This window comes from Streptomyces altiplanensis (assembly GCF_053591575.1).
On sequence record NZ_JBSFUB010000011.1, the window covers coordinates 61,572 to 84,829 of the forward strand.

General features: G+C 72.6%; 17 protein-coding genes. 4 read left to right on the forward strand and 13 right to left on the reverse strand.

Translation table 11 applies throughout. The annotated features are described in order from the left end of the window. Positions 1–51 precede the first annotated feature (51 nt). Positions 52–1,335 carry an aKG-HExxH-type peptide beta-hydroxylase gene (locus tag ACWD0Y_RS08030; RefSeq protein WP_450259540.1) on the forward strand — a complete coding sequence of 428 codons (1,284 nt, stop codon included), beginning with the start codon at positions 52–54 and terminating at the stop codon, positions 1,333–1,335. A gap of 67 nt (positions 1,336–1,402) precedes the next feature. Further along, positions 1,403–4,426, forward strand: coding sequence for an FxSxx-COOH system tetratricopeptide repeat protein (gene fxsT, locus ACWD0Y_RS08035; protein ID WP_450259541.1), 3,024 nt, complete (start codon positions 1,403–1,405; stop codon positions 4,424–4,426). A gap of 97 nt (positions 4,427–4,523) precedes the next feature. On the opposite strand, the gene ACWD0Y_RS08040 is transcribed toward fxsT, so the two are convergent. The 11 genes from ACWD0Y_RS08040 to ACWD0Y_RS08090 form a co-directional block, all read right to left on the reverse strand. Continuing rightward, positions 4,524–8,372, reverse strand: a complete 3,849-nt coding sequence (locus tag ACWD0Y_RS08040) for a multifunctional oxoglutarate decarboxylase/oxoglutarate dehydrogenase thiamine pyrophosphate-binding subunit/dihydrolipoyllysine-residue succinyltransferase subunit (RefSeq protein ID WP_450259542.1) — start codon at positions 8,370–8,372, stop codon at positions 4,524–4,526. A gap of 260 nt (positions 8,373–8,632) precedes the next feature. Next, a complete protein-coding gene (locus ACWD0Y_RS08045; RefSeq protein WP_450259543.1) occupies positions 8,633–9,721 on the reverse strand; it encodes a HAMP domain-containing sensor histidine kinase in 1,089 nt (362 codons plus the stop codon). Further along, positions 9,718–10,455, reverse strand: a complete 738-nt coding sequence (locus ACWD0Y_RS08050; protein ID WP_069926973.1) for a response regulator transcription factor — start codon at positions 10,453–10,455, stop codon at positions 9,718–9,720. The genes ACWD0Y_RS08045 and ACWD0Y_RS08050 overlap by 4 nt, the downstream gene beginning before the upstream one ends. A 75-nt stretch (positions 10,456–10,530) precedes the next feature. Continuing rightward, a complete protein-coding gene (locus ACWD0Y_RS08055) occupies positions 10,531–11,253 on the reverse strand; it encodes a spermidine synthase (protein ID WP_450259544.1) in 723 nt (240 codons plus the stop codon). 124 nt (positions 11,254–11,377) lie between these two features. Continuing rightward, complete coding sequence (locus tag ACWD0Y_RS08060; protein WP_450259545.1) at positions 11,378–12,031, reverse strand: hypothetical protein; 654 nt, start codon at positions 12,029–12,031, stop codon at positions 11,378–11,380. Beyond that, positions 12,028–13,416, reverse strand: coding sequence for a hypothetical protein (locus tag ACWD0Y_RS08065; RefSeq protein ID WP_450259546.1), 1,389 nt, complete (start codon positions 13,414–13,416; stop codon positions 12,028–12,030). Before ACWD0Y_RS08065 ends, ACWD0Y_RS08060 begins: the two co-directional genes overlap by 4 nt. Beyond that, entirely contained in the window at positions 13,413–14,219 is an 807-nt protein-coding gene (locus tag ACWD0Y_RS08070; RefSeq protein WP_450259547.1) for an ABC transporter ATP-binding protein, read from the reverse strand. The genes ACWD0Y_RS08065 and ACWD0Y_RS08070 overlap by 4 nt, the downstream gene beginning before the upstream one ends. Next, positions 14,216–15,175, reverse strand: a complete 960-nt coding sequence (locus ACWD0Y_RS08075; RefSeq protein WP_450259548.1) for a zf-HC2 domain-containing protein — start codon at positions 15,173–15,175, stop codon at positions 14,216–14,218. Before ACWD0Y_RS08075 ends, ACWD0Y_RS08070 begins: the two co-directional genes overlap by 4 nt. Next, positions 15,172–15,822 (reverse strand): RNA polymerase sigma factor, encoded by a 651-nt coding sequence (locus ACWD0Y_RS08080; RefSeq protein ID WP_450259601.1) that lies wholly within the window; start codon positions 15,820–15,822, stop codon positions 15,172–15,174. The genes ACWD0Y_RS08075 and ACWD0Y_RS08080 overlap by 4 nt, the downstream gene beginning before the upstream one ends. A 257-nt stretch (positions 15,823–16,079) precedes the next feature. Further along, the gene (locus ACWD0Y_RS08085; protein ID WP_450259549.1) at positions 16,080–16,790 is read right to left on the reverse strand and encodes a GNAT family N-acetyltransferase; all 711 of its coding nucleotides are present in this window, start codon (positions 16,788–16,790) and stop codon (positions 16,080–16,082) included. A gap of 134 nt (positions 16,791–16,924) precedes the next feature. Then, entirely contained in the window at positions 16,925–17,731 is an 807-nt protein-coding gene (locus ACWD0Y_RS08090) for a nucleotidyltransferase (protein WP_450259550.1), read from the reverse strand. Between the two features lie 237 nt (positions 17,732–17,968). On the opposite strand from ACWD0Y_RS08090, the gene lon reads away from it, so the two are divergent. Further along, positions 17,969–20,371, forward strand: coding sequence for an endopeptidase La (lon, locus tag ACWD0Y_RS08095; RefSeq protein WP_450259551.1), 2,403 nt, complete (start codon positions 17,969–17,971; stop codon positions 20,369–20,371). A gap of 108 nt (positions 20,372–20,479) precedes the next feature. Here the strand turns inward: lon and ACWD0Y_RS08100 are convergent, their stop codons facing one another. Next, positions 20,480–21,313, reverse strand: coding sequence for a lysozyme (locus ACWD0Y_RS08100; protein ID WP_450259552.1), 834 nt, complete (start codon positions 21,311–21,313; stop codon positions 20,480–20,482). A 246-nt stretch (positions 21,314–21,559) separates the two neighbouring features. Here ACWD0Y_RS08100 and ACWD0Y_RS08105 point away from each other — a divergent pair, with 246 nt between their 5' ends. Continuing rightward, positions 21,560–22,054: a MarR family winged helix-turn-helix transcriptional regulator gene (locus ACWD0Y_RS08105; RefSeq protein ID WP_450259553.1), complete on the forward strand. Its 495-nt coding sequence runs from the start codon at positions 21,560–21,562 to the stop codon at positions 22,052–22,054. A 62-nt stretch (positions 22,055–22,116) separates the two neighbouring features. Here ACWD0Y_RS08105 and ACWD0Y_RS08110 read toward each other — a convergent pair whose 3' ends face one another. Further along, a complete protein-coding gene (locus ACWD0Y_RS08110) occupies positions 22,117–22,899 on the reverse strand; it encodes a hypothetical protein (protein ID WP_450259554.1) in 783 nt (260 codons plus the stop codon). Positions 22,900–23,258: the final 359 nt, after the last annotated feature.

Here is a 23,258-nt window from a genome sequence, read left to right on the forward strand (position 1 = left end):
AACTGATGCGGGCCGATGCCGGGGCGCGGACGCCGACGAAGGGGGGCCGGAATGACGCCGGCCCCTTTGTCCTCCGCCCTCCTCACCCAGCTCGCCCGCACCAGGCCCGGCTCCGCCTGCACCGCCGCGCTGCGGACCGGGCTGCACGCCCGCCGGCTGCTGCTTCTCAAGTCCCTGCTGACGCGCGTGGACCGGCAGCGGACCGGCACCGACCCGTTCACGCGTGAACGCTTCCACCGGCACTGGGCGCTGCTGGAGCACGCCGAACGGCGCGACCCCGCGGCGGTCCGCGACGCGGTCGACTACCCGCTGACCGGGGCCTGGCTGGCCGGGGCCCTCACCGCCCCCGAAGGCCCCTCCCTCGACCGGCACCTCGCGTATTTCGGGGGCATGGCGGCCACCGCGGCCGTGCGCGCGGGCTGCGACCTGCGCCTCACGCTCGACGCTCCCGGCGGTGTGCTCTCCCTCCCCGGCCTCGGCGCCCTGCGCTGCCCGGCGCACCGGGCCGAACTGCACGCCCGCGGCCGTACCGTACGGATCACCGGAGGCGGCCGGACCGGCGCCCTCCTGCTGCGGCGCACCACCGGCCGGCCGGGCCGGCCCGCCGGCGGCGGACCGGGCTGGTCGGGGCTGCGCACCCTGCCCGGAACCGCCGTCGTCCTCGACGACCTGGACCCCTACCGGGTCCCGCCCGGCGCCGCCGCCACGATGCCCGCCGCGGACCGCGCCACCGTCGCCCGCGAGCCCTGGCCGCGGCTGTGGAGGCGGGCCCTCGCCCTGATCGAGGGGACGGACCCCGGGCGGGCCGCCGAAATCCTGGCCGTGCAGCGGGTGGTCGTGCCCCTCGCCCCCGTGGACCCCGCCGCGTACGACGGGCCCCGCCCGATGAGCGCGACGCTGCGGGCCGCGCCCGGCGGCGTACTGACGTCCCTGCCGGCCGGGGCCGATGAACTGGCCGAGGTGCTGGTCCACGAGACCCACCACACGAAGCTGGCCGCCCTGCACGAACGCGTTCCGCTGTACCGGCCCGGCGGCGGGGAGCTGCACCGGGTCGCCTGGCGGCCCGATCCCCGGCCGGTGGCGGGCGTGCTCCAGGGCGCGTACGCCCATCTGGCGCTCACCGATCTGTGGCGGCGGGCGGCCACCGCCGCCGATGTCCCGGCTCCCTGGCGGCGGCGGGCCGCCGAACAGTTCGGCCGGCATCGCGGACAAGTGGCACAAGCATTGTCCGTACTGCTTGAATCCGATGAACTGACCATTGCCGGAAGGGAGTTCACGGGGGACATGCGAGAACACCACGCGAGCCTCGGTGCGGCTCGGCAGGGCTTTGAGTGACACTGTGTCGACCGGACGTGACAGTCGGTCGACGGGCACTGGCGGAGTAGGACAGGGAGACGTGCAGATGGTGGATCAGCGGCGCTCGGGCGGGGCCGGTGCGGCGGACCGTGGCGGCCAGGACGGGCCGGAACACTTCCTCGTGGTCTTCCCCGGCTACCACCGGCCCTGGGCCAACTGGATCGGGCAGCGCCTGGAGGCCCACGGCCAGCGGGTCACGCTCCAGCGCTGGGACCCGCCCCGCGAGGTGCCGCTGGAGGAGTCGCTCGGTGACCTGCTGCTGTCCAGCGGGCGGATCCTGCTCGTCCTCAACGACTGGTTCTTCGAGCTCGGGCCCCGGGCGCCCGGCGAGTGGAACGACGTCCTGCGCGGATACGTCGCCGCGCACGCCGAGCGCTTCGCCGCCGTCAACCTCACCAACCGCCAGCTGCCGCCCGCCACCGCCGTGCTCGAACCGGTCAGCCTGTGGAGCGCGGGCGAGCAGGAGGCCGAGGAACGGCTGCTCGGCAGACTCGGCATCGACTTCCGGCGCGCATCCGGCCGCCGCCCCCAGGCCACCGGCTCGCGCTTCCCGAACACGCCTCCCGAGATCTGGGGAGAGGTGCCGCGCCGCAACGGCCGTTTCACCGGCCGCGACGACCTCCTCACCGAACTCCAGGAACGCCTGACCGAGGCCGAACGCGGCAACTCCGCCTGCACGCTCCTGGGCATGTCCGGCATCGGCAAGACCCAGCTCGCCGCGGAGTACGCCCACCGCTTCAGCACCGACTACGACGTCATCTGGTGGGTCAACTCCGACGACCGCAACATCCAGCGCGACCGCTTCGGCGAACTCGCCGTCGAACTGGGCCTGCACAGCGGCAGCGAGCCCGGCGAGCGCATCCGCGCGGTGCGCGAGGCGCTGCGGCGCGGTGAACCGTACAGCCGCTGGCTCATCATCTTCGACGGCTGGGACGACACGGAGGGCGCGAACGTCCTGCTGCCGCACGGCCCCGGACACACCATCGTCACCTCCCGGAACAGGGGCTGGGGCGACTACACCGACGTGCTCGAGGTCCCCAGCTTCGACCGGGCCGAGTCCACCGGCTACCTGATGCGCCGCGCCCCGCACGTGACCGCGGAGCAGGCCGACGAGGTCGCCGCCGAGTTCGGCGACGTACCGCTGCCGCTCGTGCAGGCCGCCTCCTGGCTGGGCGAGTCCCGGATGGAGGTCCCCGAGTACCTGCGCATGGTCCGTGAGGGCAAGCTGTCCACCGTCGAGGAGCCCGCCGGCGACGGCTTCCCGCACTCCTCGCTCACCTCCTGGTCGATCCTCATCAACCGGCTCAGGCGCACCCAGCCGCAGGCCGTCGAAGTGCTCAGCCTGTGCGCCTCCTTCGCCCCCGGCCGCATCCCCCTCGGCCTGGCCCGCGCCTATCCGCAGGCCGACCTGCCCGAGGACCTGCGGTGGATGAGCACCGACCTGCCCGCCTGGACCCGGGCCCTGGACACCCTGGTCAACTACTCGGTGCTCACGCGCGAGAGCCGCGGACCCGTCAACGCCGAGATGGGCCCGCACCAGGAGTCCGTGCACATGCACCGGCTCGTCCACGACATCGTGTCCCGGCTCACCACCGACGAGCGCCGTGACACCCACCGCAAAGCCGTCCGCACGCTGCTGGCCGAGGCCGACCCCGGCAACCCGGTCGACAGCAGGCAGTGGCCCCGGTACGCCGAGCTGCTGCCCCACCTGGAACCGTCGGGAGCGCTCAGCAGCTCCAACAGCCGGGTCCAGGCCGCCGTGCTGAACTGCCTGCGCTACTGCGTGCGCAGCGGCGAGTACACGGCCGGCAACCGGCTCGCCGAGAAGATCCGCACGCACTGGACGGCGTTCATGGACCCGCTGGCCCAGCACATGCTGGACCTGACCATCCAGCAGGGCAACCTGCTGCGCTCCTCCGGCCGTTTCCGGGAGGCGTACGAACTCGAACGCGCCCTGCGGGAACGGCTGCGGACGGCCGAGCCGCCCAACGAACTCGGCGAACTCGGGGTCAACGGCGCCCTCGCCAGCAGCCTGCGCCGGCTCGGCCGGTACGGCGAGGCGCTGGAACTGCAGTGGCAGGTGCTGGAGGACGCGGAACGGCTGCTCGGCGAGAACGAGCTGACCTCCATCAACGCGCGGCACAACCTCAGCGTCGGACTGCGGCTGCTGGGCCGCTACCGGGAGGCGTACGAACTCGACCTGGAGACCCTCAGCCGGCGCGAGACCGTACTGCGCGCCCGGCACATCACCACGCTCAACTCCGGGAACGCGGTGGCCCACGGACTGCGGCTGCTGGGCCAGTACCGCGACTCCGTGGCCCGGCAGGAGCCCGTCGTGCGGCTCCACGTGCAGGTGCTCGGGCCGCTGCACCCGCAGACGCTGGTCGCCCGCGTGCACCTGGCGCTCGCCCGGCGGCGCGAGGGCGGCTTCCAGCAGGACATCGGGCCGCTGATGGACAGCCTGATGGAACAGCTGGAGCAGGTCCACGGCCGGACCCACCACACCACCCTGTCGTTCATCAACGACTACGGGAACTTCCAGCGCGAGCACGGCGACCTGGCGAAGGCCAGGGAGCTGATCGCCGAGGCGGAGGCCGGGTACCGGGCGCTGCTCGGCCCGGCGCACCCCGTCGCCACCGGCATGCTCGCCAACACCGGGCTCGTGATGCAGGCGACCGGTGACCGGAGCGAGGCCATGTCCATGTTCGAGTCCGCGCTCGCGGGCCTGACCGCCACCCTCGGGGGAGACCACCCCTGGGTGCTGGGCTGCGCCCTCAACGCCTCGGGCGGCCGCAACTTCAACGGCCGCGTCGGGGACGCCGCGGAGCTGAGCCGGGACACCCTGCGCAGGTCCCGCCAGGTCCTCGGGGACGAACACCCGCTCACCCTGTCCTGCCAGACCGCGCTGGCCGCCGACCTCCGGGCCCTGCGCGAGTACGAGGAGGCCGACAAGGTCGAGGCGGACGCGCTGCTCACGCTCACGCGTACGCTCGGCGCGCAGCACCCGCACACCCTCTCCGCACGCCAGCGCAACCGCCCCTACTGGGACTTCGAGGCCTACCTCGGCTGAGCCGTCCCCTCGCGCCGTACGCCGGAGGGCCCGGCCCCGCATCGCTGCGGGGCCGGGCCCTCCGGGGCCGTACGGGCGGTGACCGTACAGGCGCTGATCAGGCCTCGAAGACCTCGTTGAGCAGCTGCTGCTGCTCGGCCTGGTGGCGCTTGGCCGAGCCGACCGCCGGGGACGAGCCGTGCGGGCGCGAGATGCGCCGCAGCCGCTCGCCGTGCGGGATGTCGGCGCCGACCGCCAGGTCGAGGTGGTCGATCAGGTTGAGCGCGATGAACGGCCACGCGCCCTGGTTCGCCGGCTCCTCCTGCGCCCACAGGTACTTCTCGGCGTTCGGGTACTTCGCGATCTCCTGCTGGAGCTCCTTGCCCGGCAGCGGGTAGAGGCGCTCCAGACGGATGATCGCCGTGTCCGTGTTGTCGCGCTTCTGCCGCTCGGCCTCCAGGTCGTAGTAGACCTTGCCGGAGCAGAAGACGACCTTGCGGACGGCCGCCGGGTCCATGGCGGTGTCGCCGATCACCGGGCGGAAGCCGCCGGTGGTGAACTCCTCCGCCTTCGACGCCGCCGCCTTCAGACGCAGCATCGACTTCGGGGTGAAGACGATGAGCGGCTTGTGGTGCGGGTTGTGGACCTGCCAGCGCAGCAGGTGGAAGTAGTTCGACGGCAGGGTCGGCATGGCGACCGTCATGTTGTCCTGCGCGCACATCTGGAGGAAGCGCTCGGGACGGGCGGACGAGTGGTCCGGTCCCTGGCCCTCGTAACCGTGCGGGAGCAGGAGCGTGACGCCGGACGTCTGGCCCCACTTCTGCTCGGCCGAGGAGATGAACTCGTCGACGACGGTCTGCGCGCCGTTGACGAAGTCACCGAACTGGGCCTCCCACATGACCAGCGACTCGGGCCGGGCGAGCGAGTAGCCGTACTCGAAGCCCATGCACGCGTACTCGGAGAGCAGCGAGTCGTAGACGTTGTAGCGGGCCTGGTCCTCGGAGAGGTACTGGAGCGGGGTGTAGTCCTCGCCGGTGTTCTGGTCGACGAGCACCGCGTGGCGCTGGCCGAACGTACCGCGGCGGGTGTCCTGGCCGGACAGCCGGACCGGGACGCCCTCCATCAGCAGCGAGCCGATGGCGAGGGTCTCGCCCATGCCCCAGTCGATCGTGCCGTCCTCCACCGAGGCCGCGCGGCGCTGCATCTGCGGCATCAGGCGGGGGTGGACGGTGATCCGGTCGGGGATGTTGACCTGGGACTCGGCGATCCGCTTGACGACCTCCTGGGAGACCGCCGTGGCGACGGGCACCGGGAACTCGGCCTGGACCTCCGGGGCGTGGGCGGGAGCCGGGTTCGAGGTGGCCTCGCGGACTTCCGCGAAGACCTTCTCCAGCTGGCCCTGGAAGTCCTGGAGCGCCTGCTCCGCCTCTTCCAGCGTGATGTCGCCGCGACCGATGAGCGACTCGGTGTAGAGCTTGCGCACCGAGCGCTTCTTGTCGATCAGCGTCACCATCTGCGGGTTGGTGAACTGCGGGTTGTCGCCCTCGTTGTGACCGCGGCGGCGGTAGCAGATGAGGTCGATCACGACGTCCTTGTTGAACGTCTGGCGGAACTCGAAGGCCAGGCGCGCGACGCGGACCACGGCCTCCGGGTCGTCGCCGTTCACGTGGAAGATCGGCGCCTCGATCATGCGGGCCACGTCGGTCGCGTACATCGAGGAGCGCGACGACTCCGGGGCGGCGGTGAAGCCGACCTGGTTGTTGATGACGATGTGGACCGTGCCGCCGGTGCGGTAGCCCCGCAGCTGCGACATGTTGAGGGTCTCCGCGACGACGCCCTGGCCGGCGAAGGCCGCGTCGCCGTGGAGGGCGACGGGCAGGACCGTGAAGTCCGTGCCGCCCTTGTTGATGACGTCCTGCTTGGCGCGGGCGACACCCTCCAGGACCGGGTCGACCGCCTCCAGGTGCGAGGGGTTGGCGACGAGCGAGACCTTGATCTGCTCGCCGTCCAGGCCGGTGAAGGTGCCCTCGGCGCCCAGGTGGTACTTGACGTCGCCGGAGCCGTGCATCGACTTCGGGTCGAGGTTGCCCTCGAACTCCCGGAAGATCTGGGCGTACGACTTGCCGACGATGTTCGCCAGGACGTTCAGGCGGCCGCGGTGGGCCATGCCGATGACGACCTCGTCCAGGCGCGACTCGGCGGCGGAGTCGATGACCGCGTCGAGCAGCGGGATGACGGACTCGCCGCCCTCCAGGGAGAAGCGCTTCTGGCCGACGTACTTCGTCTGGAGGAACGTCTCGAACGCCTCGGCGGCGTTCAGGCGGCGCAGGATGCGCAGCTGCTCCTCGCGCTCCGGCTTGGCGTGCGGGCGCTCCACGCGGTCCTGGATCCACTTGCGCTGCTTCGGGTCCTGGATGTGCATGAACTCGACGCCGACGGTGCGGACGTAGCTGTCGCGCAGCACGCCGAGGATGTCGCGCAGCTTCATCATCGACTTGCCGGCGAAACCGCCGACGGCGAACTCGCGCTCCAGGTCCCAGAGCGTGAGGCCGTGCTCGTTGATGTCCAGGTCGGGGTGCTTGCGCTGCTTGTACTCCAGCGGGTCGGTGTCGGCCATGACGTGGCCGCGGACCCGGTAGGAGTGGATCAGCTCGAAGACGCGGGCGGCCTTGGTGACGTCGTCGTCGTGGGAGACGTCGATGTCCTTGAGCCAGCGGACCGGCTCGTAGGGGATCCGCAGGGCCTCGAAGATGTCGTCGTAGAAGCCCTCCTCGCCGAGGAGCAGGTTGGCGAGGATGCGCAGGAACTCGCCGGAGGCGGCGCCCTGGATGACCCGGTGGTCGTACGTCGAGGTCAGGGTCATGACCTTGGAGATGCCCAGCTTGTTCAGGGTGTCCTGCGAGGTGCCCTGGAACTCGGCCGGGTAGTCCATCGCGCCGACGCCCATGATGAGGCCCTGTCCGGGCATCAGGCGGGGCACGGAGTGGACGGTGCCGATGCCGCCCGGATTCGTCAGCGACGCGGTGACGCCGGTGAAGTCGTCCATCGTCAGCTTGTTCGCGCGGGCGCGGCGGACGATGTCCTCGTACGCCTGCCAGAACTCGAAGAAGTTGAGCGTCTCGGCCTTCTTGATGGCCGCCACGACGAGCTGGCGGTCGCCGTTGGGCTTCACCAGGTCGATGGCCAGGCCCAGGTTGACGTGCGGGGGCTTGACCAGGGTCGGCTTGCCGTCCTTCTCCGCGAAGGAGTAGTTCATCGACGGCATGGCCTTGAGGGCCTGCACCATCGCGAACCCGATGAGGTGCGTGAAGGAGACCTTCCCGCCCCGGGCGCGCTTGAGGTGGTTGTTGATGACGATGCGGTTGTCGAACAGCAGCTTCACCGGGACGGCGCGCACGGACGTGGCCGTGGGCAGCTCCAGCGAGGCGTTCATGTTCTTGGCGACCGCCGCGGACGGGCCGCGCAGCGTCACGTACTCGGGGCCCTCGGGGGCCTCCTTGGCGGCTTCCGCCCCGGGCGCGGCCTTCGCCTTCGCGCCGGCCTGCTGTGCGGCGGCCGGTGCGGGGGCGGAGTCGGGCTTGGCGGGGGCCGCGGCCGGAGCGGCCTTGGCGGGGGCCGGGGCCTGGGCCGCGGGCTGCGCCGCGGCGGGGGCCGGCCGGGTGGCCGCGGGCGTCGCCGGGGCGGCGGGCGCGGCAGGTGCCGGAGCGGCCTGGGCCGGCTGTGCGGCGGCCCCTGCACTCTCTTCGGCGTCGGGGGTGGCGGTCTTCTCCGCCGCGGGGGTGGAACCGGGCTTGTAGTCGGCGAAGAAGTCCCACCAGGCGCGGTCGACCGAATTCGGGTCCTGGAGGTACTGCTGGTAGATCTCGTCGACGAGCCACTCATTGGGACCGAAGGCAGCGGCAGGGTTCTTCCCTTGCCCGTCTTGGTCGGTCGAGACGCTCGGGCTACTGGGGGACTGAGACGACACGGCGTTAACCGCCCTCTTCCGCTTCGCAAGGTGATGGACAGCGGAAATAAAGGCTACGCCTCCCAGGCCGGGACGTGCAGGCCGGGCTGTCCATCCGTCGCGTAAGTCACATTGGAGAGCTGGTTTCGGCGCTGGGAATGGCGGGAAACAAGCCTGGTTCCGCTGTATCCGGGTAGCACTGAAGGCGGCCACGGCCCCTGTGGACCGTACCCCCCGGTGGACGACACGCGGGAACGTGTGCTTCCGGTTCGAACCCTACGTCAACTGCCGGTCCGGAGGCTCCCCGGAAGGGTGACCTGGATGCGGCAGCCGCGTGCGGATTCGGCCACTCCGATCCGTCCGCCGTGCAGATCCACCGCCCAGCGCGCGATCGCGAGGCCGAGTCCCGTACCGCCGTCGCTGCCCGGACCGTGCGGAGCGGGCAGGCTGCCGCGGTTGAAACGCTCGAAGACCCGGTGCCGCTCGGCCTCCGGAATGCCGGGGCCCTCGTCCAGGACCTCCAGGTCCAGGCTCTCCGGCTGCGGGCCGCGCCGGGCGCGCACGGTGACGCGGCCGTGCGGCGGGCTGTGCTTGACCGCGTTGTCGAGGAGGTTGGCGACGACCTGGTGCAGCCGCTCGACGTCGGCGTGCGCGGTCAGCTCGGGCGGCGAGACGTCCAGGTGCAGATGCACATCGGTACGCGTATGACTGCCGGACCCCGAGGCGAGGCCGCGCTGCGAGGCGATCACGTTCGCCTCCTTCAGCACGCCCGAGAGGTACGGCCAGACCTCGAAGCGGTGCGCCTTCAGCGGTACGACGCCGTTGTCCAGCCGGGACAGGTCGAGCAGCGTCTCGACCAGCCGGCCGAGGCGCTCGGTCTGTTTCAGCGCCGTGCGCATCGTCTCGGGATCCGCTTCGGACACGCCGTCCACGACGTTCTCCAGCACCGCTCTGAGCCCCGCGATGGGGGTTCTCAGCTCGTGCGAGACGTTGGCGACCAGTTCCTTGCGGTGGCGGTCCACGGCCTCCAGGTCGTCCGCCATGTGGTTGATCGTGGCCGCCAGGTCGCCCAGTTCGTCCCTGCGGCCCGCGCCGCGCACCCGCCGCGTGTAGTCGCCGTGCGCGATGGACCGGGCCACCGTCGTCATCTCGTCCAGCGGCGAGGTCAGGCTGTGCGCCACGAACTGGGTGATCAGCATCGAGGCGATGACCGAGAAGACGGTGATGAAGCGCAGCTCCGTCTTGGTGCGCAGCGCCACCAGGATCAGGCCCGTGGTGATGAAGACCGAGACGACGACGAGCGTGCCGAGCTTGGTCTTGATCGAGAAGGGACGCAGCCCGTTCCCCCCCTGCTTCAGCTGCCGCGTCATGCCGGCGGGGTCTCCAGCGCGTACCCCACGCCGTGGACCGTGCGGATCCGCTCGGCGCCGATCTTGCGGCGCAGCGCCTTGATGTGGCTGTCGACGGTCCTGGTGCCCGACGCGTCCGCCCAGTCCCACACCTCGGCGAGCAGCTGCTCGCGCGAGAGCACGGCGCGCGGCGTGTTCGCCAGGCACACCAGCAGGTCGAACTCGGTGGGCGTCAGGTGTACGTCGTCACCGCGCACCCGCACGCGGCGCTGCGCGTGGTCGATCTCCAGCTCGCCGAGGCGCAGGATGCCGCTGCGCGGCGTGGAGGCGGCGAGCGTCGCCCGCTCCACGCGGCGCAGCAGGACATGGACGCGGGCCGCGAGCTCGCGCATCGAGAACGGCTTGGTCATGTAGTCGTCGGCGCCGACACCGAGGCCGACCAGCATGTCGGTCTCGTCGTCGCGTGCCGTCAGCATCAGTACCGGCACGGGCCGCTGCGCCTGGACGCGGCGGCAGACCTCGAGGCCGTCGAAGCCGGGCAGCATGATGTCGAGAACCATCAGATCGGGCTGCCACGCCTCGGCGGCGTCCACCGCCGCCGGTCCGTCGACGGCCGTCTGCACCTGGAAGCCCTCGGCGCGCAGTCGCGCTGCAATGGCGTCGACGATGGTCGCGTCGTCCTCGACGACCAGCACCCGGCGCTGGGCGCCCGGAGTGGCCGCGAGGCCGTTGTGGCTGGTGTGTGTCTGCTCCATTGCCCCGCCCCTGGGAGTTCTCTTCTCTATTCCCACGTGTAAGGGAGCAGCGTAGAGGCACTGGCAGCGTCCCGGCTACGCAGGGCGAACCGCGAGATGGACCACGTCAGGAACGCCTCGGGCAACTTGGATCTCTTCCGTCCTAACCAAGTTGAATCCGGCATTCCGCAACGTGTCCTCGAATTCCGGGGACGGTCCGGCCGACCAGACGGCAAGGATCCCGCCGGGCCTCAGCCGCCTCATGCACCCCGCGAGCCCTTGTGAGGAGTAGAGATTGGCGTTGTCGTCGGTCACGGTCCAGTCGGGGCCGTTGTCGATGTCGAGACAGAGCGCGTCGTAGGTGTCCTGGTACGTACCAGCGTTCCCGATCCGGTTTTCCCGAACGTAATCCACCAAGTCGGTGTGAATGATCTCGCATCGTGGATCGGCGAGCGCCTCGCCCGAGATCCGGGCCAGCGGTCCCTCGCGGTGCCAGTCGATGACGGCCTGCTCGCGTTCGACGACCGTGATCCGCCCCCAGCGCGGCTGCGCGGCGGCGCGGGCGAGCGAGAAGCCGACGCCGAGGCCGCCGATGAGGAGGTCGGGGGAGGGGCGGCCGGCTCCGGCGGGGAGCGCGTCGAGGGCGGCGTCGACGAGGAGGCGCTCGGAGCGGCCGTCGGAGGTGTCCATCAGGAAGCAGCCGTTGGCGATGATCTCGAAGTGCTCCCCGCGCTCCCGCAGAACGACTTCCCCGTACGGGCCCTCGCGCCGGTCGACGGTGGTGGCGTGCGGAGTCTGGGGGCGGGCCTGGACGGCCATGGGGAACCTCCGGGACGGTTCGAGTGCTTCCTGTTGTCGTCGGCGTCATCCTGGCGCCGGGCGGCAGCGGGATCAAACCCTTTCGCCCGCCGGGACCCGGACGGGCGGCGTACGCCGGTGCCGGTCAGCCGCGCGGCCCTTCGGGGCGCGCCCCGCGGTGTACGTACAGCGCCGCCCCCGTCACGAACGCCGCACCCGCCACCACCCGGGCGGCCACCTGCGGCCCCGGCTGCATCGACCACGCCCACACGGCGGCCGCACCGCCGGGCGCGCGGGGCGCGGCCAGGTACACCGCGCCTCCGTATGCCGTCATCGGCAGCCAGCTCAGCCGCGCCCCGAGCAGCACGGCCCCGGCCGCGGTCACCCCGGCCGAGCCCAGGACGTTACGGACCATGGCGGGCGCGCCGAACTCCTCGGGGTGGCCCGGCACGGCCAGGGCGAGCAGCCCGGTCGCGAGCGCCGTGAGCGCGAGCAGGTGCACCAGGCGGCGCGGCCACCAGGGGCGCACGGAGGTCCGGTCCAGCTCCTCGGTGTGCGAGTACAGGCCCGTGCCGATGGCGGCGGTCGCCAGCAGCGGCGCGAGCGCCAGGACCGGGACACGGGCGGTGTGGTCGAAGTACGGCCGGTCCTCCAGCCAGTCCGCGGCCCAGGCGGCGGCCACCGCGACACCGAGGACCGAGGCGAGGGTGAGGGGGAGGGCACGGGAGCGGGCGTACGGGACGAGGGACTGCGCGGCACGGACGGCTCCGGCGGCGCCCACGGCTTTCGTGGTGCTCACAGGACCGGCACCTCCGCGGGCGTGCAGCTCTTCCTGGTGGCCAGGTAGCGCCCGAGCCACTCCCGGCGCTCCTCGTCGCCCATCGCGTCGAGCCGCGCGGGGCCGTCGGAAGGGAGCCCTAAGGCGTGCCCGGGAGGGCCGTCGGCCGGTGCCAGCCAGTTCTGTACGGCCTCGTCGGTGAGGGCGACCCGCTCGGCGCCGTCCCTGTCCTTGCCGTAGGCGCTGCTGGAACACTCCCGCAGCAGCAGCAGCCCCGCGGCCTGGTGGGCGTACTCGTCGGGAGCGGCCAGCCTGTCGCGCGTCACACTCCAGCCCCGCGTCAGGGGCGGCAGCGCCGCCTCGTCCCCGGCCGCCTCCGGATGCCGGAGCCGGTCCCGGTAGGCGGCCGGCGCTCCCTCGACGCCCTCCAGCCGGGAGGTGAGGCCGGCCAGGGCCTTGGTGACCTCGGGGAGCAGCTTGCCGTCGAGGCCGTTCACACAGATCTCCGGGGCGGACCCGCCGCAGACGACGCGGCTCGCGGCCGGGGCCTTCTGCCACATCCCGTAGCCGGTCTGCGTGATGAGGACGGCCGCGGCGAGCGCGGCGGTCAGCGGCACCAGCGCGACGGCCCGGCGGCGGGCGGCGTACGCGAGCAGCGCGGCGGCACCGAGACCGCCCAGCCACAGCATCATGACGGGGCCCTGCCACCACACGGGGAGGTACCGGTCGGCCTCCGTCCTGGCGACCGGGGTGAGGAACTGGGCGTTCGAGGAGAAGTACGAGGGGAGACCGACGACGACGTACATGAGGGCGGCGGCGACGGGCGCGGTCAGCCGCCAGGGGACCAGCCGGCCGGTGACGAACCCCAGGACGGCCGCCGTCCCGAGCCAGGTCGCGTCGGTCGCCGCCATCGAGACGAGCGGGCTGCCGCCGGACGTGTACGGCCAGGTGGCGAGGGAGACGGCGGCCGCGGCGGCGGCGTATCCGGCCAGGGCCCACAGCAACAGGGGCGCGAGACACAGGAGGGTCTGGGCGAGTGGCGTACGGACGGTGGAGCTCCGCAGTTCCGTCATGCCGCGGCGGCGCTCGCGCCCGGCCTGCCAGCATCCGGCGGCAGCCACGAGCGGGCCGCCGAGCAGGGCCGAAGCGGAGTGCAGCAGGTTCTGCGTCTCGCCCCAGCTGCCTTGCCAGGACGATGCCTTGGGGGCCATGGCCACGACCAGCGTCACCATGACGGCGGCTCCGAGCCAGGGCGCGATCCCGCGCCGCAGCTCGGCCCGGAGGGGCGCGGGCAGCCGTCGGCGGCCGGGCGCGGTGGTGGCGTCACCGGGACCGGCCGGGGTGCCCGGTCCGGTCCCGGTACGGGCGGGGGTACGGGTCCGGACACCGCTGCCGGTGGTGGTCATCGGGTCGCTCCCGCGCCGGCAGCTGCCGCGTTCGCCGCGCGGTGGGTGCGCAGGGCGGCGGTGTAGCCGCGCTCGATGGGGTTGTCGCCCAGGGCGGGGCCGTCGTCGCCGGTGCCCAGCGCGGCCAGCTGCTCCGGTGTGCCGCGGTAGGCGACGCGGCCCTTCTCCAGGAGCGTGACCGCCGTGCAGGCTGCCGCCACGTCCTCCACCAGGTGGGTGGAGACGATCACGGTGGAAGCGGTGCCCAGTTCCCGGAGCAGCGCCCTGAACTCGACGCGCTGCTCCGGATCGAGACCGGCGGTCGGCTCGTCGAGCAGCAGGATGTCCGGCTCGTTGACGACGGCCTGCGCGATACCGGCCCGCCGCACCATGCCGCCCGACAGCGACTTCACCTTCGCGTCGATGCGGTCCGAGAGACCGACCCGCTCCACCGCCCGCTCCACCGCCTCCGGGGCGGCGTCCGCGGGCATCTCTTTCAGCCATGCCACGTACGCGACGAACTCCCGCACCGTGAAGCCGGGGTAGTACCCGAACTCCTGGGGCAGATAGCCCAGTCTGCGCCGCACCGCCGACCGTTCCCGGTGCCCCGACATGTCGCCGCCCAGCAGCTCGACCCTGCCCGCCGTCGGTGCGGCGACCGTGGCCAGTACCCGGATCAGGGAGGTCTTGCCCGCTCCGTTCGGCCCGAGCAGACCGTGCACTCCGGTGCCGAAGCGGAGGTCGACGGAGTCCAGCGCGGTGGTCCTGCGGTGCCGGACGGTCAGCCCGGCGACGGAGACGGCCGTGGCCGCGGTGGTGCTCACAAGGACTCCAGTCGGTCGAAGGAGGTACGGCGCAGGGCGAGCAGCCCGGCGCACAGTGCGGCAGCGGCGGCCCAGCCGCCCTGGGCCGACGGCCCGTCGAAGTACTGCGCGAGGGGAACGGCCAGGACGCCCGGGCCCCGGATCCCGCCGTGCCCCGGCGTGGTCACCACGGGCACCACGACGGCCAGCACCCAGGCCGAGCCGATGACTCCGGCGGCGGTCCGGCACCCGACGTACGATCCGAGGGCCAGCGCGCCGAGGGCCAGCGCGAGCCCGGGCAGCAGCCAGGCGGTCGCGCCGGGAACGCCGGGGGAGCCGGGCAGTACGGCCCCGGCGGCGGTCAGCAGCGGGAGGCTCACCCCGAGCACGGCGGCCGTCCGGACGAGCAGGAGCCGTAGTCCGCCGGAGGGGGTGGAGGCACTGATCTCGTACATCGGATCGGCGTGGCGGCCGTACGAGACGGCCACCCCGGCCGGCGGCAGCAGCGGCGCCAGCGCGAGCAGCAGCGGCCGGGCCCCGTCGTACCCGGCGCCGTACGCCAGCCCGACGGCCCCCGCCCCGACGAGTACGACCGCCACCACCCAGGCCCCCCGCACCGCGGGCCCGGCCCCCCACACGATCCGCCCGAGACGCCCCCCGGCGCCTCGGGCGGACCTGGCGGACCTGGCGGACCTGGCGGATCTGGCGGTCCGTGTGGTCCGGGTGGGGGACGCGGAGGCGGTGGAGGGTGTCCGCGGCGGCGGCGTCGCGGCGGCGAGCACCGCTTCCCGGACGGACGCCAGCGCGGGGCCGGCCGCGCCGGCCCGTACCGCCGCCGAGACCCGCGCCGCGCAGGCCGCGCATGCCTCGACGTGCTTCTCCAGCGACCAGGCGTCCGTCTCGGCGACGGTGCCGGCCGCGTAACGCGCCGCCAGCGTGTCGTCCACGTGCCATGCCGTGTGCCGTGCCGCCGTCATGCGGTGCCTCCCAACGGCTCGCTGCCGCGTGTCAGTCCGTCCAGTGCGTGCGGTCCGTTCGGTCCGTCCAGTGCGCCCAGTTCCGCGAGCGCCCGGCGCAGTTCGCGCCGGGCCCGCATGGCCCGGGTCTTGACCGTGCCCTCCGGCAGACCGAGCAGGCGGGCGGTCTCGCGGGTGGTCAGCCCGTCGACCACCGTCGCGCGCAGGACCTCGCGCAGCTCGGGCGAGATCCGGTCGAGGGCGGTGCCCACGTCGCCGTACTCCAGCCCGGCCAGCACCCGTTCCTCCGCCGACTGCGCCGCTCCGGCGGGCGCGAACCCGGCGTACTCCGCCCGCTCCGCCCGTGTCCGCGCCCGCTGCGCGTCCACCAGCCGGCGCGCGGCGATCACCCACAGCCACCCGCCCGTCTCCCCGCCCCGGTGCGTCCCGGCGGACCGCCAGACCGTCACGAAGGTGTCCTGGAGGACCTCCCGTACGGTCTCGGGGTCCGCGCACCGCCGGGCCAGCCGGGCGTGCAGCCACCCGGCGTGCCGGTCGTAGAGCGTGGCCAGCGCCTCCGAGTCCCCCCGGGCGACGGCGCGCAGCAGCGCCGCGTCGTCGCCGAGGCCGGTGCCTGTGCCGTTCCGGTCTCCCCCCGAGGGGCGCATCAGTCTCACGCTCTCTCTATCGCCCGCGTCGGGGCGAACGGTTCACGCGGGCGCGGACGCGCGGCGGGAAGACGGCACCCGAGCGCCGCACCCCCGCCCCGCCGCGTCTCACGCGCCGCCCGGTTCCTCCCCGTACCGCACCGGCACGTGCCGCAACCGCTTCAGCAGCGCCCGTGTCCGCCGGCAGCCGCGCGGTCCTCGTGCCCCGGAACCCCGGAACGACGGATCGAGGGCGCCGCCGGGGCCGGGGCCCGCCGTCACGCCGGGGCCCCTGTCTCCCGGCCCGCCCCGGCCGCGTACGTCACGCCGGTCAACGGGGCCCACACCTGCCAGCCCAGCGACTCGTACAGCCCCCGCCCGTCGGTCGTCGCGCCCAGGATCCCGACCGTGGCGCCCTGTTCGTACGCCGCGCCCTGGAGCGTACGCATCACCAGCGCGCCCAGACCCCTGCGCCGGTGCGCGGGGGCCGTCTCCACCTGGTCCACCACTGCCGTCCTGCCGGTCGGGGCGACCTGGCCGCGCGCGGCGAACCCGCCGTCGGGGGCGGCGACGAACAGGCGCGTCACGCCGCCGCGCCGCCAGGACTTGAGCGTGTAGCCCTCGGGGGTGCCGGTGCCGGTGCCGGTACCCGTGCCGGGCAACGGCCGCAGCGGTGTCGTCATCAGCCAGCCGGGCCCGTCCGTCCTCCACCCCGGGCCGAGCCACGGCGCGACCGTCTCCGGCTCCAGGAACATCTTGAGCGAGACGGCCGGTGCGGCGTACACCTCGGCCAGCTTGCGGACCGTCGCCTCGTCGGCGTCGGTCATGACGTGCCGGGTGGCGTGGTGCGGAAGACCGACATCGACCGTGAGGCCCCAGGGCCGGGGCACGGGGTCCGCCGCGCCCCGGGACACGACCCACCCGTCGACCCAGGCACGGACGGCGTCGGCGGTGGAACCGAAGAGCGGCGAAGGGGCCCGGGATGTCATCTGCACTCCTGATGTAATAGTCCAATCTGCATTCTGATCATTACATACTGTCTTCGGGGGATGCGGCGGACGGGCGGGATACGGGAGGCGCGATACGGGAGGAGGCCGCCGACGGCGGAGGCGACGGGTGCCGTTCAGGGGCGCGGCGCCTTCTCGCCGTGCGTGGCCGTGTACTCGGCGGCGAGCCAGGGGGCCAGGTCGTCGACGAGCGTGGCGAGTACCGCCGGGTCGGCCGAGGGGGCACGGCCGGTGGCTGCGGCCAAGCGCATCTGCCCGGCGCGCTCGGGGTAGTAGCGGCCGAAGAGTTCGGCGGACTCGTCGAGGTCGCTGGTCCAACCGCCCCAGCGGGGCATGACCAGGGTGAATCCCGTGCGGACGAGGCGGCGGGCGACGGCGCGGCCGAGGGCCCTGCGGCCGGCGTCCGTGGTGGCTTCGGCGGTCCGGGTGCGCCAGCGCGGGAGCGCGAGGGCGAGGTCGCCGTTCGTTTCCCGGGCCAGCAGGGCCGTGGGGCCGTAGCGGGGCAGCCGTTCGGCGAGGTCGGCGCCGAGCAGCGGGGTGCAGAGGCAGGAGACGAAGAAGCCGAGATCGTGGCGTTCGAGATCGCTGAGCAGGGTGCGGGTGCTGAACAGCAGGGCGCCGACACCGTCGAGCTGGGGGAACGCGCCGTCCAGTGCGGCCTCGACCGCCTCGGCGTCGGCGCGGTCGGCTTCGGTGGGCTCGTGGTGGAGGGCGAGGAGCAGGTCGAGGTCGGAGACTCCGGGGACGGCGGTGCCACGGGGGACGCTGCCGTAGAGGTAGGCGCTGTGCAGCCGTGCGCCGCCGAACGTCTCGGTGAGGTGGGCGCGGGCCGCGTCGACGGCGCCGGCGAACGCTGCCGGCACCCGGTCCAGCGCGCCTTCGCGTGCGATCGTCCCGTCGTGGTTCAGCCCTCGTGCGCTCATGGGGGCACTGTGCCTCGGGCCGCTGTGTGTCACCGAGCGAATTTCCGGGGCGGCGCCGCGGCTTCGCGCGTGCGCATCGGCGGGGGCCGGCCGAAACGTCCCGGGCGGCGGCCGCCGTCCGGCCGCCGTGCGCGAGGCCGCACGCTGATCGCTCACAGCGAACACGTGCCCGGGAACATTCGGGAGCTCACAAGCATTGAGTCGGCATAGCTCAAGTTCACTGCCGAAGGGGAGATCATGGCATCGACGTCCAATCCGCTCACCCTGCCCGTGCTGCCGCTCGACGACGAGGTAGTGCTGCCGGGAATGGTGGTGCCCCTGGACCTTTCCCACGCCGACGTACGCGCCGCGGTGGAGGCCGCTCAGGCCGCCGCCCGCTCCAGCGGCAACAAGCCGCAGGTCCTTCTCGTTCCGCGCATCGACGGCACGTACGCCGCGATCGGCGTCCTGGGCACCGTCGAGCAGGTCGGGCGGCTCTCGGACGGCGATCCCGGCGCCCTGATCCGCGGCCGCGACCGCGTCCGGATCGGCGCGGGGACGACAGGGCCCGGCGCGGCGCTCTGGGTCGAGGGCGCGAGCGTCGAGGAGACGCTGCCCGACCCCCTCCCCGGAGCGGTCACCGAGCTGGTCAAGGAGTACAAGGCGCTCGCCACCAGCTGGCTGAAGAAGCGCGGCGCCTGGCAGGTCGTGGACCGGGTCCAGCAGATCGAGGACGTCTCCGCCCTCGCCGACAACTCCGGCTACTCGCCGTTCCTCACCACCGCCCAGAAGGTCGAGCTGCTGGAGACCGCCGACCCGGTGGCCCGTCTGAGGCTCGCCGTGAAGTGGCTGAGCGAGCACCTGGCGGAGCAGGACGTCGCCGAGTCCATCGCCAAGGACGTCCAGGAGGGCGTGGACAAGCAGCAGCGCGAGTTCCTGCTGCGCCGCCAGCTCGACGCCGTGCGCAAGGAGCTGCGCGAGATCAACGGCAAGGACGGCGAGGACGAGTCCGACGACTACCGGGCGCGCGTCGAGGCCGCCGACCTGCCCGAGAAGGTGCGCGAGGCCGCCCTCAAGGAGGTCGACAAGCTGGAACGGTCCTCCGACCAGTCCCCGGAGGGGTCGTGGATCCGGACGTGGCTCGACACCGTCCTCGAACTCCCCTGGACCGAGCGGACCGAGGACCAGTACGACATCCAGGGCGCCAAGGCGGTCCTGGACGCCGAGCACGCCGGCCTGGACGACGTGAAGGAGCGCATCACCGAGTACCTGGCGGTCCGCAAGCGCCGGGCCGAGCGCGGCCTGGGTGTCGTCGGCGGCCGTCGCGGCGGCGCGGTGCTGGCCCTCGTCGGCCCGCCCGGCGTCGGCAAGACGTCGCTCGGCGAGTCCGTCGCCCACGCCATGGGCCGGAAGTTCGTACGGGTCGCGCTCGGCGGCGTACGCGACGAGGCGGAGATCCGCGGACACCGCCGTACGTACGTGGGGGCTCTTCCCGGGCGGATCGTGCGCGCGATCAAGGAGGCCGGGTCGATGAACCCCGTCGTCCTCCTCGACGAGATCGACAAGGTCGGCTCCGACTTCCGCGGCGACCCGGCCGCGGCGCTGCTCGAAGTCCTCGACCCCGCCCAGAACCACACCTTCCGCGACCACTACCTGGAGGTCGAACTCGACCTCTCCGACGTGGTCTTCCTCGCCACCGCCAACGTCCTGGAGGCCATCCCGGAGGCGCTGCTGGACCGCATGGAGCTGGTCAGGCTCGACGGCTACACGGAGGACGAGAAGGTCGTCATCGCCCGCGACCACCTGCTCCCGCGCCAGCTGGAGCGGGCGGGTCTGGAGCCCGGCGAGGTCACCCTCGACGACTCGGCGCTGCGCAAGCTGGCGGGCGAGTACACCCGTGAGGCGGGCGTACGGAACCTGGAGCGGTCGGTGGCGCGCCTGCTGCGCAAGGTGGCGGCGCAGAGCGAGCTGGGCGAGCGGAAGCTGCCGTTCACGATCACGGACGGCGACCTGCGCGCCCTGATCGGCCGGCCCCACCACGTCCCCGAGTCCGCCCAGGACCCGGCGGAGCGCCGCACGGCGGTCCCGGGCGTGGCCACGGGTCTCGCGGTCACGGGTGCGGGCGGCGACGTGCTCTTCGTCGAGGCGTCGCTGGCGGACAAGGAGACGGGCGGAGCGGGCCTGACCCTCACGGGCCAGCTCGGCGACGTCATGAAGGAGTCCGCCCAGATCGCGCTCTCCTTCCTCCGCTCGCACGGCGCGGAACTGGAGCTGCCGGTCGGCGACCTGAAGGACCGGAGCGTGCACATCCACTTCCCGGCGGGCGCGGTGCCCAAGGACGGACCGAGCGCGGGCATCACGATGACGACGGCCCTCGCGTCGCTGCTCTCCGGCCGGCTGGTCCGCACCGACGTGGCGATGACGGGCGAGGTGTCCCTGACCGGCCGCGTCCTGCCGATCGGCGGCCTGAAGCAGAAGCTGCTGGCGGCGCACCGGGCGGGCACCACGACGGTGGTGATCCCCAAGCGGAACGAGGCCGACCTGGACGACGTCCCGGCCGAGATCCTGGACAAGCTGGAGATCCACCCGGTGACGGACGTCCGCCAGGTCCTGGAGATCGCACTGGCTCCGGCAGAGGTACGGGTGCCGATGGCGGCGTGACGGACGCCTGTCGGTGACCCGGCTGCGGAACGCCCCCTTCCCTCACAGCGAGGGAGGGGGGCTTCTGCGTGTGCTTCTGTGTGAGAACGAGGGACGCGAGGCGGCCGGTCAGCCGTTGGCGAGGGCCTGGACGCGGTCGAGGGCGCCGTTGAACTTGTTGTGGTCGCCGACTATGGGACCCGTGGAGGTGTACTGCCACATGGTCTGGACGCCCCAGCCGGCCGGGAGTTCGCCCACGATGGTGTCGTAGCGGGCGATCCACAGCGGGTTGACGGAGCCGAAGCCGCCGTAGTTGCCCGTGCAGGTCTTCCACCAGCTCGTCGCCGTGTAGATGACGGCGTCGCGGCCGGTGCGGGCCTTGTAGGTGTTCAGGAAGTCGCGGATCCAGGCGACCATCCCGCTCTGCGTCTTGCCGTAGCACTGCGCGCCGTAGGGGTTCCACTCGATGTCCAGCACGCCGGGCAGCGTCCTGCCGTCGCGCGACCAGCCGCCGCCGTTGTCGACGAAGTAGTTGGCCTGGTTGGCGCCGCTGGAGTCGTTCGGTGTCGCGAAGTGGTACGCGCCGCGGATCATGCCGACGTTGTACGAGCCGTTGTACTGCTGTCCGAAGTAGGGGTTCTTGTAGTAGTTCCCCTCGGTGGCCTTCACGTAGGCCCACTTCACGCCGCTGGTCCACAGGGAGGACCAGTTGACGTTGCCCTGGTGGCTGCTGACGTCCACGCCTTCGGTCTGGGTGACGCGGGTGCCGGGCGGCAGGCCGCCCTGACCGTCGTGCTTGACGACGCCCATGCCCATACGGGCCGAGCCCCGTTCGGGCTTCTCGGCGGCGGTGACCGCACCCGGCAGGGTCAGGACGAGGGCGAGAGCGGAGAGGAGGGAGAGGAGAATCCCGGCCGCCGCGGTGCGCGGGCGGCGGGCCGTTCCGGATCTGTGCACGGGCATGTACGTGCCTCCGAAAGGCTCGGTGGGGATGCTGGTGCTGGGGACAGGACTGGTCCGGCAGGCCCGGTCGGGCGACCTGTCGACAAAGCCACTGGTGTGGACATGTCAGCAATGAAGCTACGCACGTAGACAGGCGGTGCGGAAGGGGGCCCGGGTGCTGCCGTTGGTCTAAACCTGCGAAATACTGGCGGAGCTGCGGCAATGGCCGCTGGTGAAAGAAAACTTCAGGGGTGAGGAAAGCGCGCGATGAGTCCTGACGTGCACGGAAGCGGAAGAGCGGATGACGGGCGCGTTCCGGAGGTGAGCGGTGTGGACCACGAATTCCTCGCCCTGGAACGCGAACTGGCCGTATTCCTGCGCCGGGCCCGCGCCTCCTCCGGCGACATGGCCCGCGAGGTCCACCCCGACCTGGAGCCGGCGGCGTACGGGCTGCTCGTACGGCTCGACGAGGCGGACCGGCAGCGGGCCACCGAGCTGGCCTCGTGGTTCGGCGTGGGCAAGGCGACCATGAGCCGGCAGCTGCGCGCCCTGGAGGAGCTCGGCCTGGTCACGCGCGAGCCCGACCCGGCCGACGGCCGGGCCTCGCTGGTCGCGCTCACCGAGGAGGGGCGCGCACGCTTCCGGCGGGTACGGGACGCGCGCCGCGCCCGTTACGTACGGAAGCTGGCCGACTGGGACCGTGCGGAGGTGGCGGAGCTCGCGCGCCTGCTGCACCAGTTGAACAGCCGCGCGGAGAGCTGAGCCGGGCCCCCGGAGGGCCCCGGGTGGGCACGTCTCCGCTCTCCGCCGCCGTCCCGCCCCGCTCACAGCTCCGCGTAGACCACCGCCGCGTCGTCGTGCCGCTTCCAGCGGCGTACCAGCGGCGCCCTCGCCTCGTCGGCCTCCAGGGACCGGACGCGGTCGATCAGGGACTGGGCGCCCTCCTTGCGCAGTACGCCCAGGCAGTCCGCCCAGTCGCCCTCGCCGAACATGTCCACCCAGCGCGTCACCCCGTCGCTGAGCGCCGCCAGCGCCCGTACCCGGGCCCGTGGATCCGTGCCCGTCACCGCCCGTGCTGCCACCGCCGGATCGGCCGCCGCCGTGAAGAAACCGCCCTCGGTGTTGCGCAGGGCGTCGGTCGCGGCGAGGGAGGAGAGCACCTCGCGGGGGACGAGGCCGAGGCGGTCGTCGAGCACCGCGCGCACCGTGCCGTCCGGAGCCTCCAGCAGCAGTGCCGAGTCCGACAGCACCAGGTGTTCGATCTCCTCCGCACCCCAGCGCGCCAGAACCACTGTCGCCTGCGGCGTCCGCACGTGAGAAAGGTCACAGGTGCTGCGGTGGGCGTCGGCGGTGCGGCGAATGGCCTCCGCGAGGATCTCGGCGAGGGGCAAATCCAGCCGAGAAGTGGACAATTCGATCAGTGCGCCACCGAGCTTGGCGGTGAACCAGGGAACCGAATGCAGGCATCCGTCGTCGCCCGTCGGAGGGGTCACGCCGTCCAGCAGGACGAGCGCCCCGCCCCGGCCGGTGGCGGGGAGGGCGACAGACGCCCAGTCCTCGTTGGGGCGTTCGGGATCCCCGGGGGCCGTGGCCAGTTCGAAGCGCATGCGGTCAAGTCTGCATGAGGCCGCCGGGCGCCGCCCGACGGCTTCCTCTGCGCCGCCAATTGGCCCGTACCAGCAGGTGAGGCGCGGGTTTATGGGCGGAATGAGGCACTCCGCGAAGCTGCGGGGGCGCATCCTGCCAAAGGCCGGGCGGAACTTCCAACCGGCGCACCGCGCGCCCGCGAGGCGGGCCGGATCAGAAGTTGTTCGTCAACTCCCGAGTGTTGTTCACTCGTTCAAGTGGCGGAGCGGGTGATGCGCGACTTCTTCCCAAAAGCGCTGGAATGGTCTGAAGCCATTCCTGGGGTGGGGGCGCTCTCTTGTGTGACGAGTCGTCACCTCGGCCACATGAGCAGACGAGT

Coding starts and splice junctions, on each gene's coding strand:
- ACWD0Y_RS08030 (WP_450259540.1), top strand. CDS start 52: ATGACGCCGGCCCCTTTGTCCTCCGCCCTCCTCACCCAGCTCGCCCGC.
- fxsT (WP_450259541.1), top strand. CDS start 1,403: ATGGTGGATCAGCGGCGCTCGGGCGGGGCCGGTGCGGCGGACCGTGGC.
- ACWD0Y_RS08045 (WP_450259543.1), bottom strand. CDS start 9,721: ATGACGCGGCAGCTGAAGCAGGGGGGGAACGGGCTGCGTCCCTTCTCG.
- ACWD0Y_RS08050 (WP_069926973.1), bottom strand. CDS start 10,455: ATGGAGCAGACACACACCAGCCACAACGGCCTCGCGGCCACTCCGGGC.
- ACWD0Y_RS08055 (WP_450259544.1), bottom strand. CDS start 11,253: ATGGCCGTCCAGGCCCGCCCCCAGACTCCGCACGCCACCACCGTCGAC.
- ACWD0Y_RS08065 (WP_450259546.1), bottom strand. CDS start 13,416: ATGACCACCACCGGCAGCGGTGTCCGGACCCGTACCCCCGCCCGTACC.
- ACWD0Y_RS08075 (WP_450259548.1), bottom strand. CDS start 15,175: ATGACGGCGGCACGGCACACGGCATGGCACGTGGACGACACGCTGGCG.
- ACWD0Y_RS08080 (WP_450259601.1), bottom strand. CDS start 15,822: ATGCGCCCCTCGGGGGGAGACCGGAACGGCACAGGCACCGGCCTCGGC.
- ACWD0Y_RS08085 (WP_450259549.1), bottom strand. CDS start 16,790: ATGACATCCCGGGCCCCTTCGCCGCTCTTCGGTTCCACCGCCGACGCC.
- ACWD0Y_RS08090 (WP_450259550.1), bottom strand. CDS start 17,731: ATGAGCGCACGAGGGCTGAACCACGACGGGACGATCGCACGCGAAGGC.
- lon (WP_450259551.1), top strand. CDS start 17,969: ATGGCATCGACGTCCAATCCGCTCACCCTGCCCGTGCTGCCGCTCGAC.
- ACWD0Y_RS08100 (WP_450259552.1), bottom strand. CDS start 21,313: ATGCCCGTGCACAGATCCGGAACGGCCCGCCGCCCGCGCACCGCGGCG.
- ACWD0Y_RS08105 (WP_450259553.1), top strand. CDS start 21,560: ATGAGTCCTGACGTGCACGGAAGCGGAAGAGCGGATGACGGGCGCGTT.
- ACWD0Y_RS08110 (WP_450259554.1), bottom strand. CDS start 22,899: ATGCGCTTCGAACTGGCCACGGCCCCCGGGGATCCCGAACGCCCCAAC.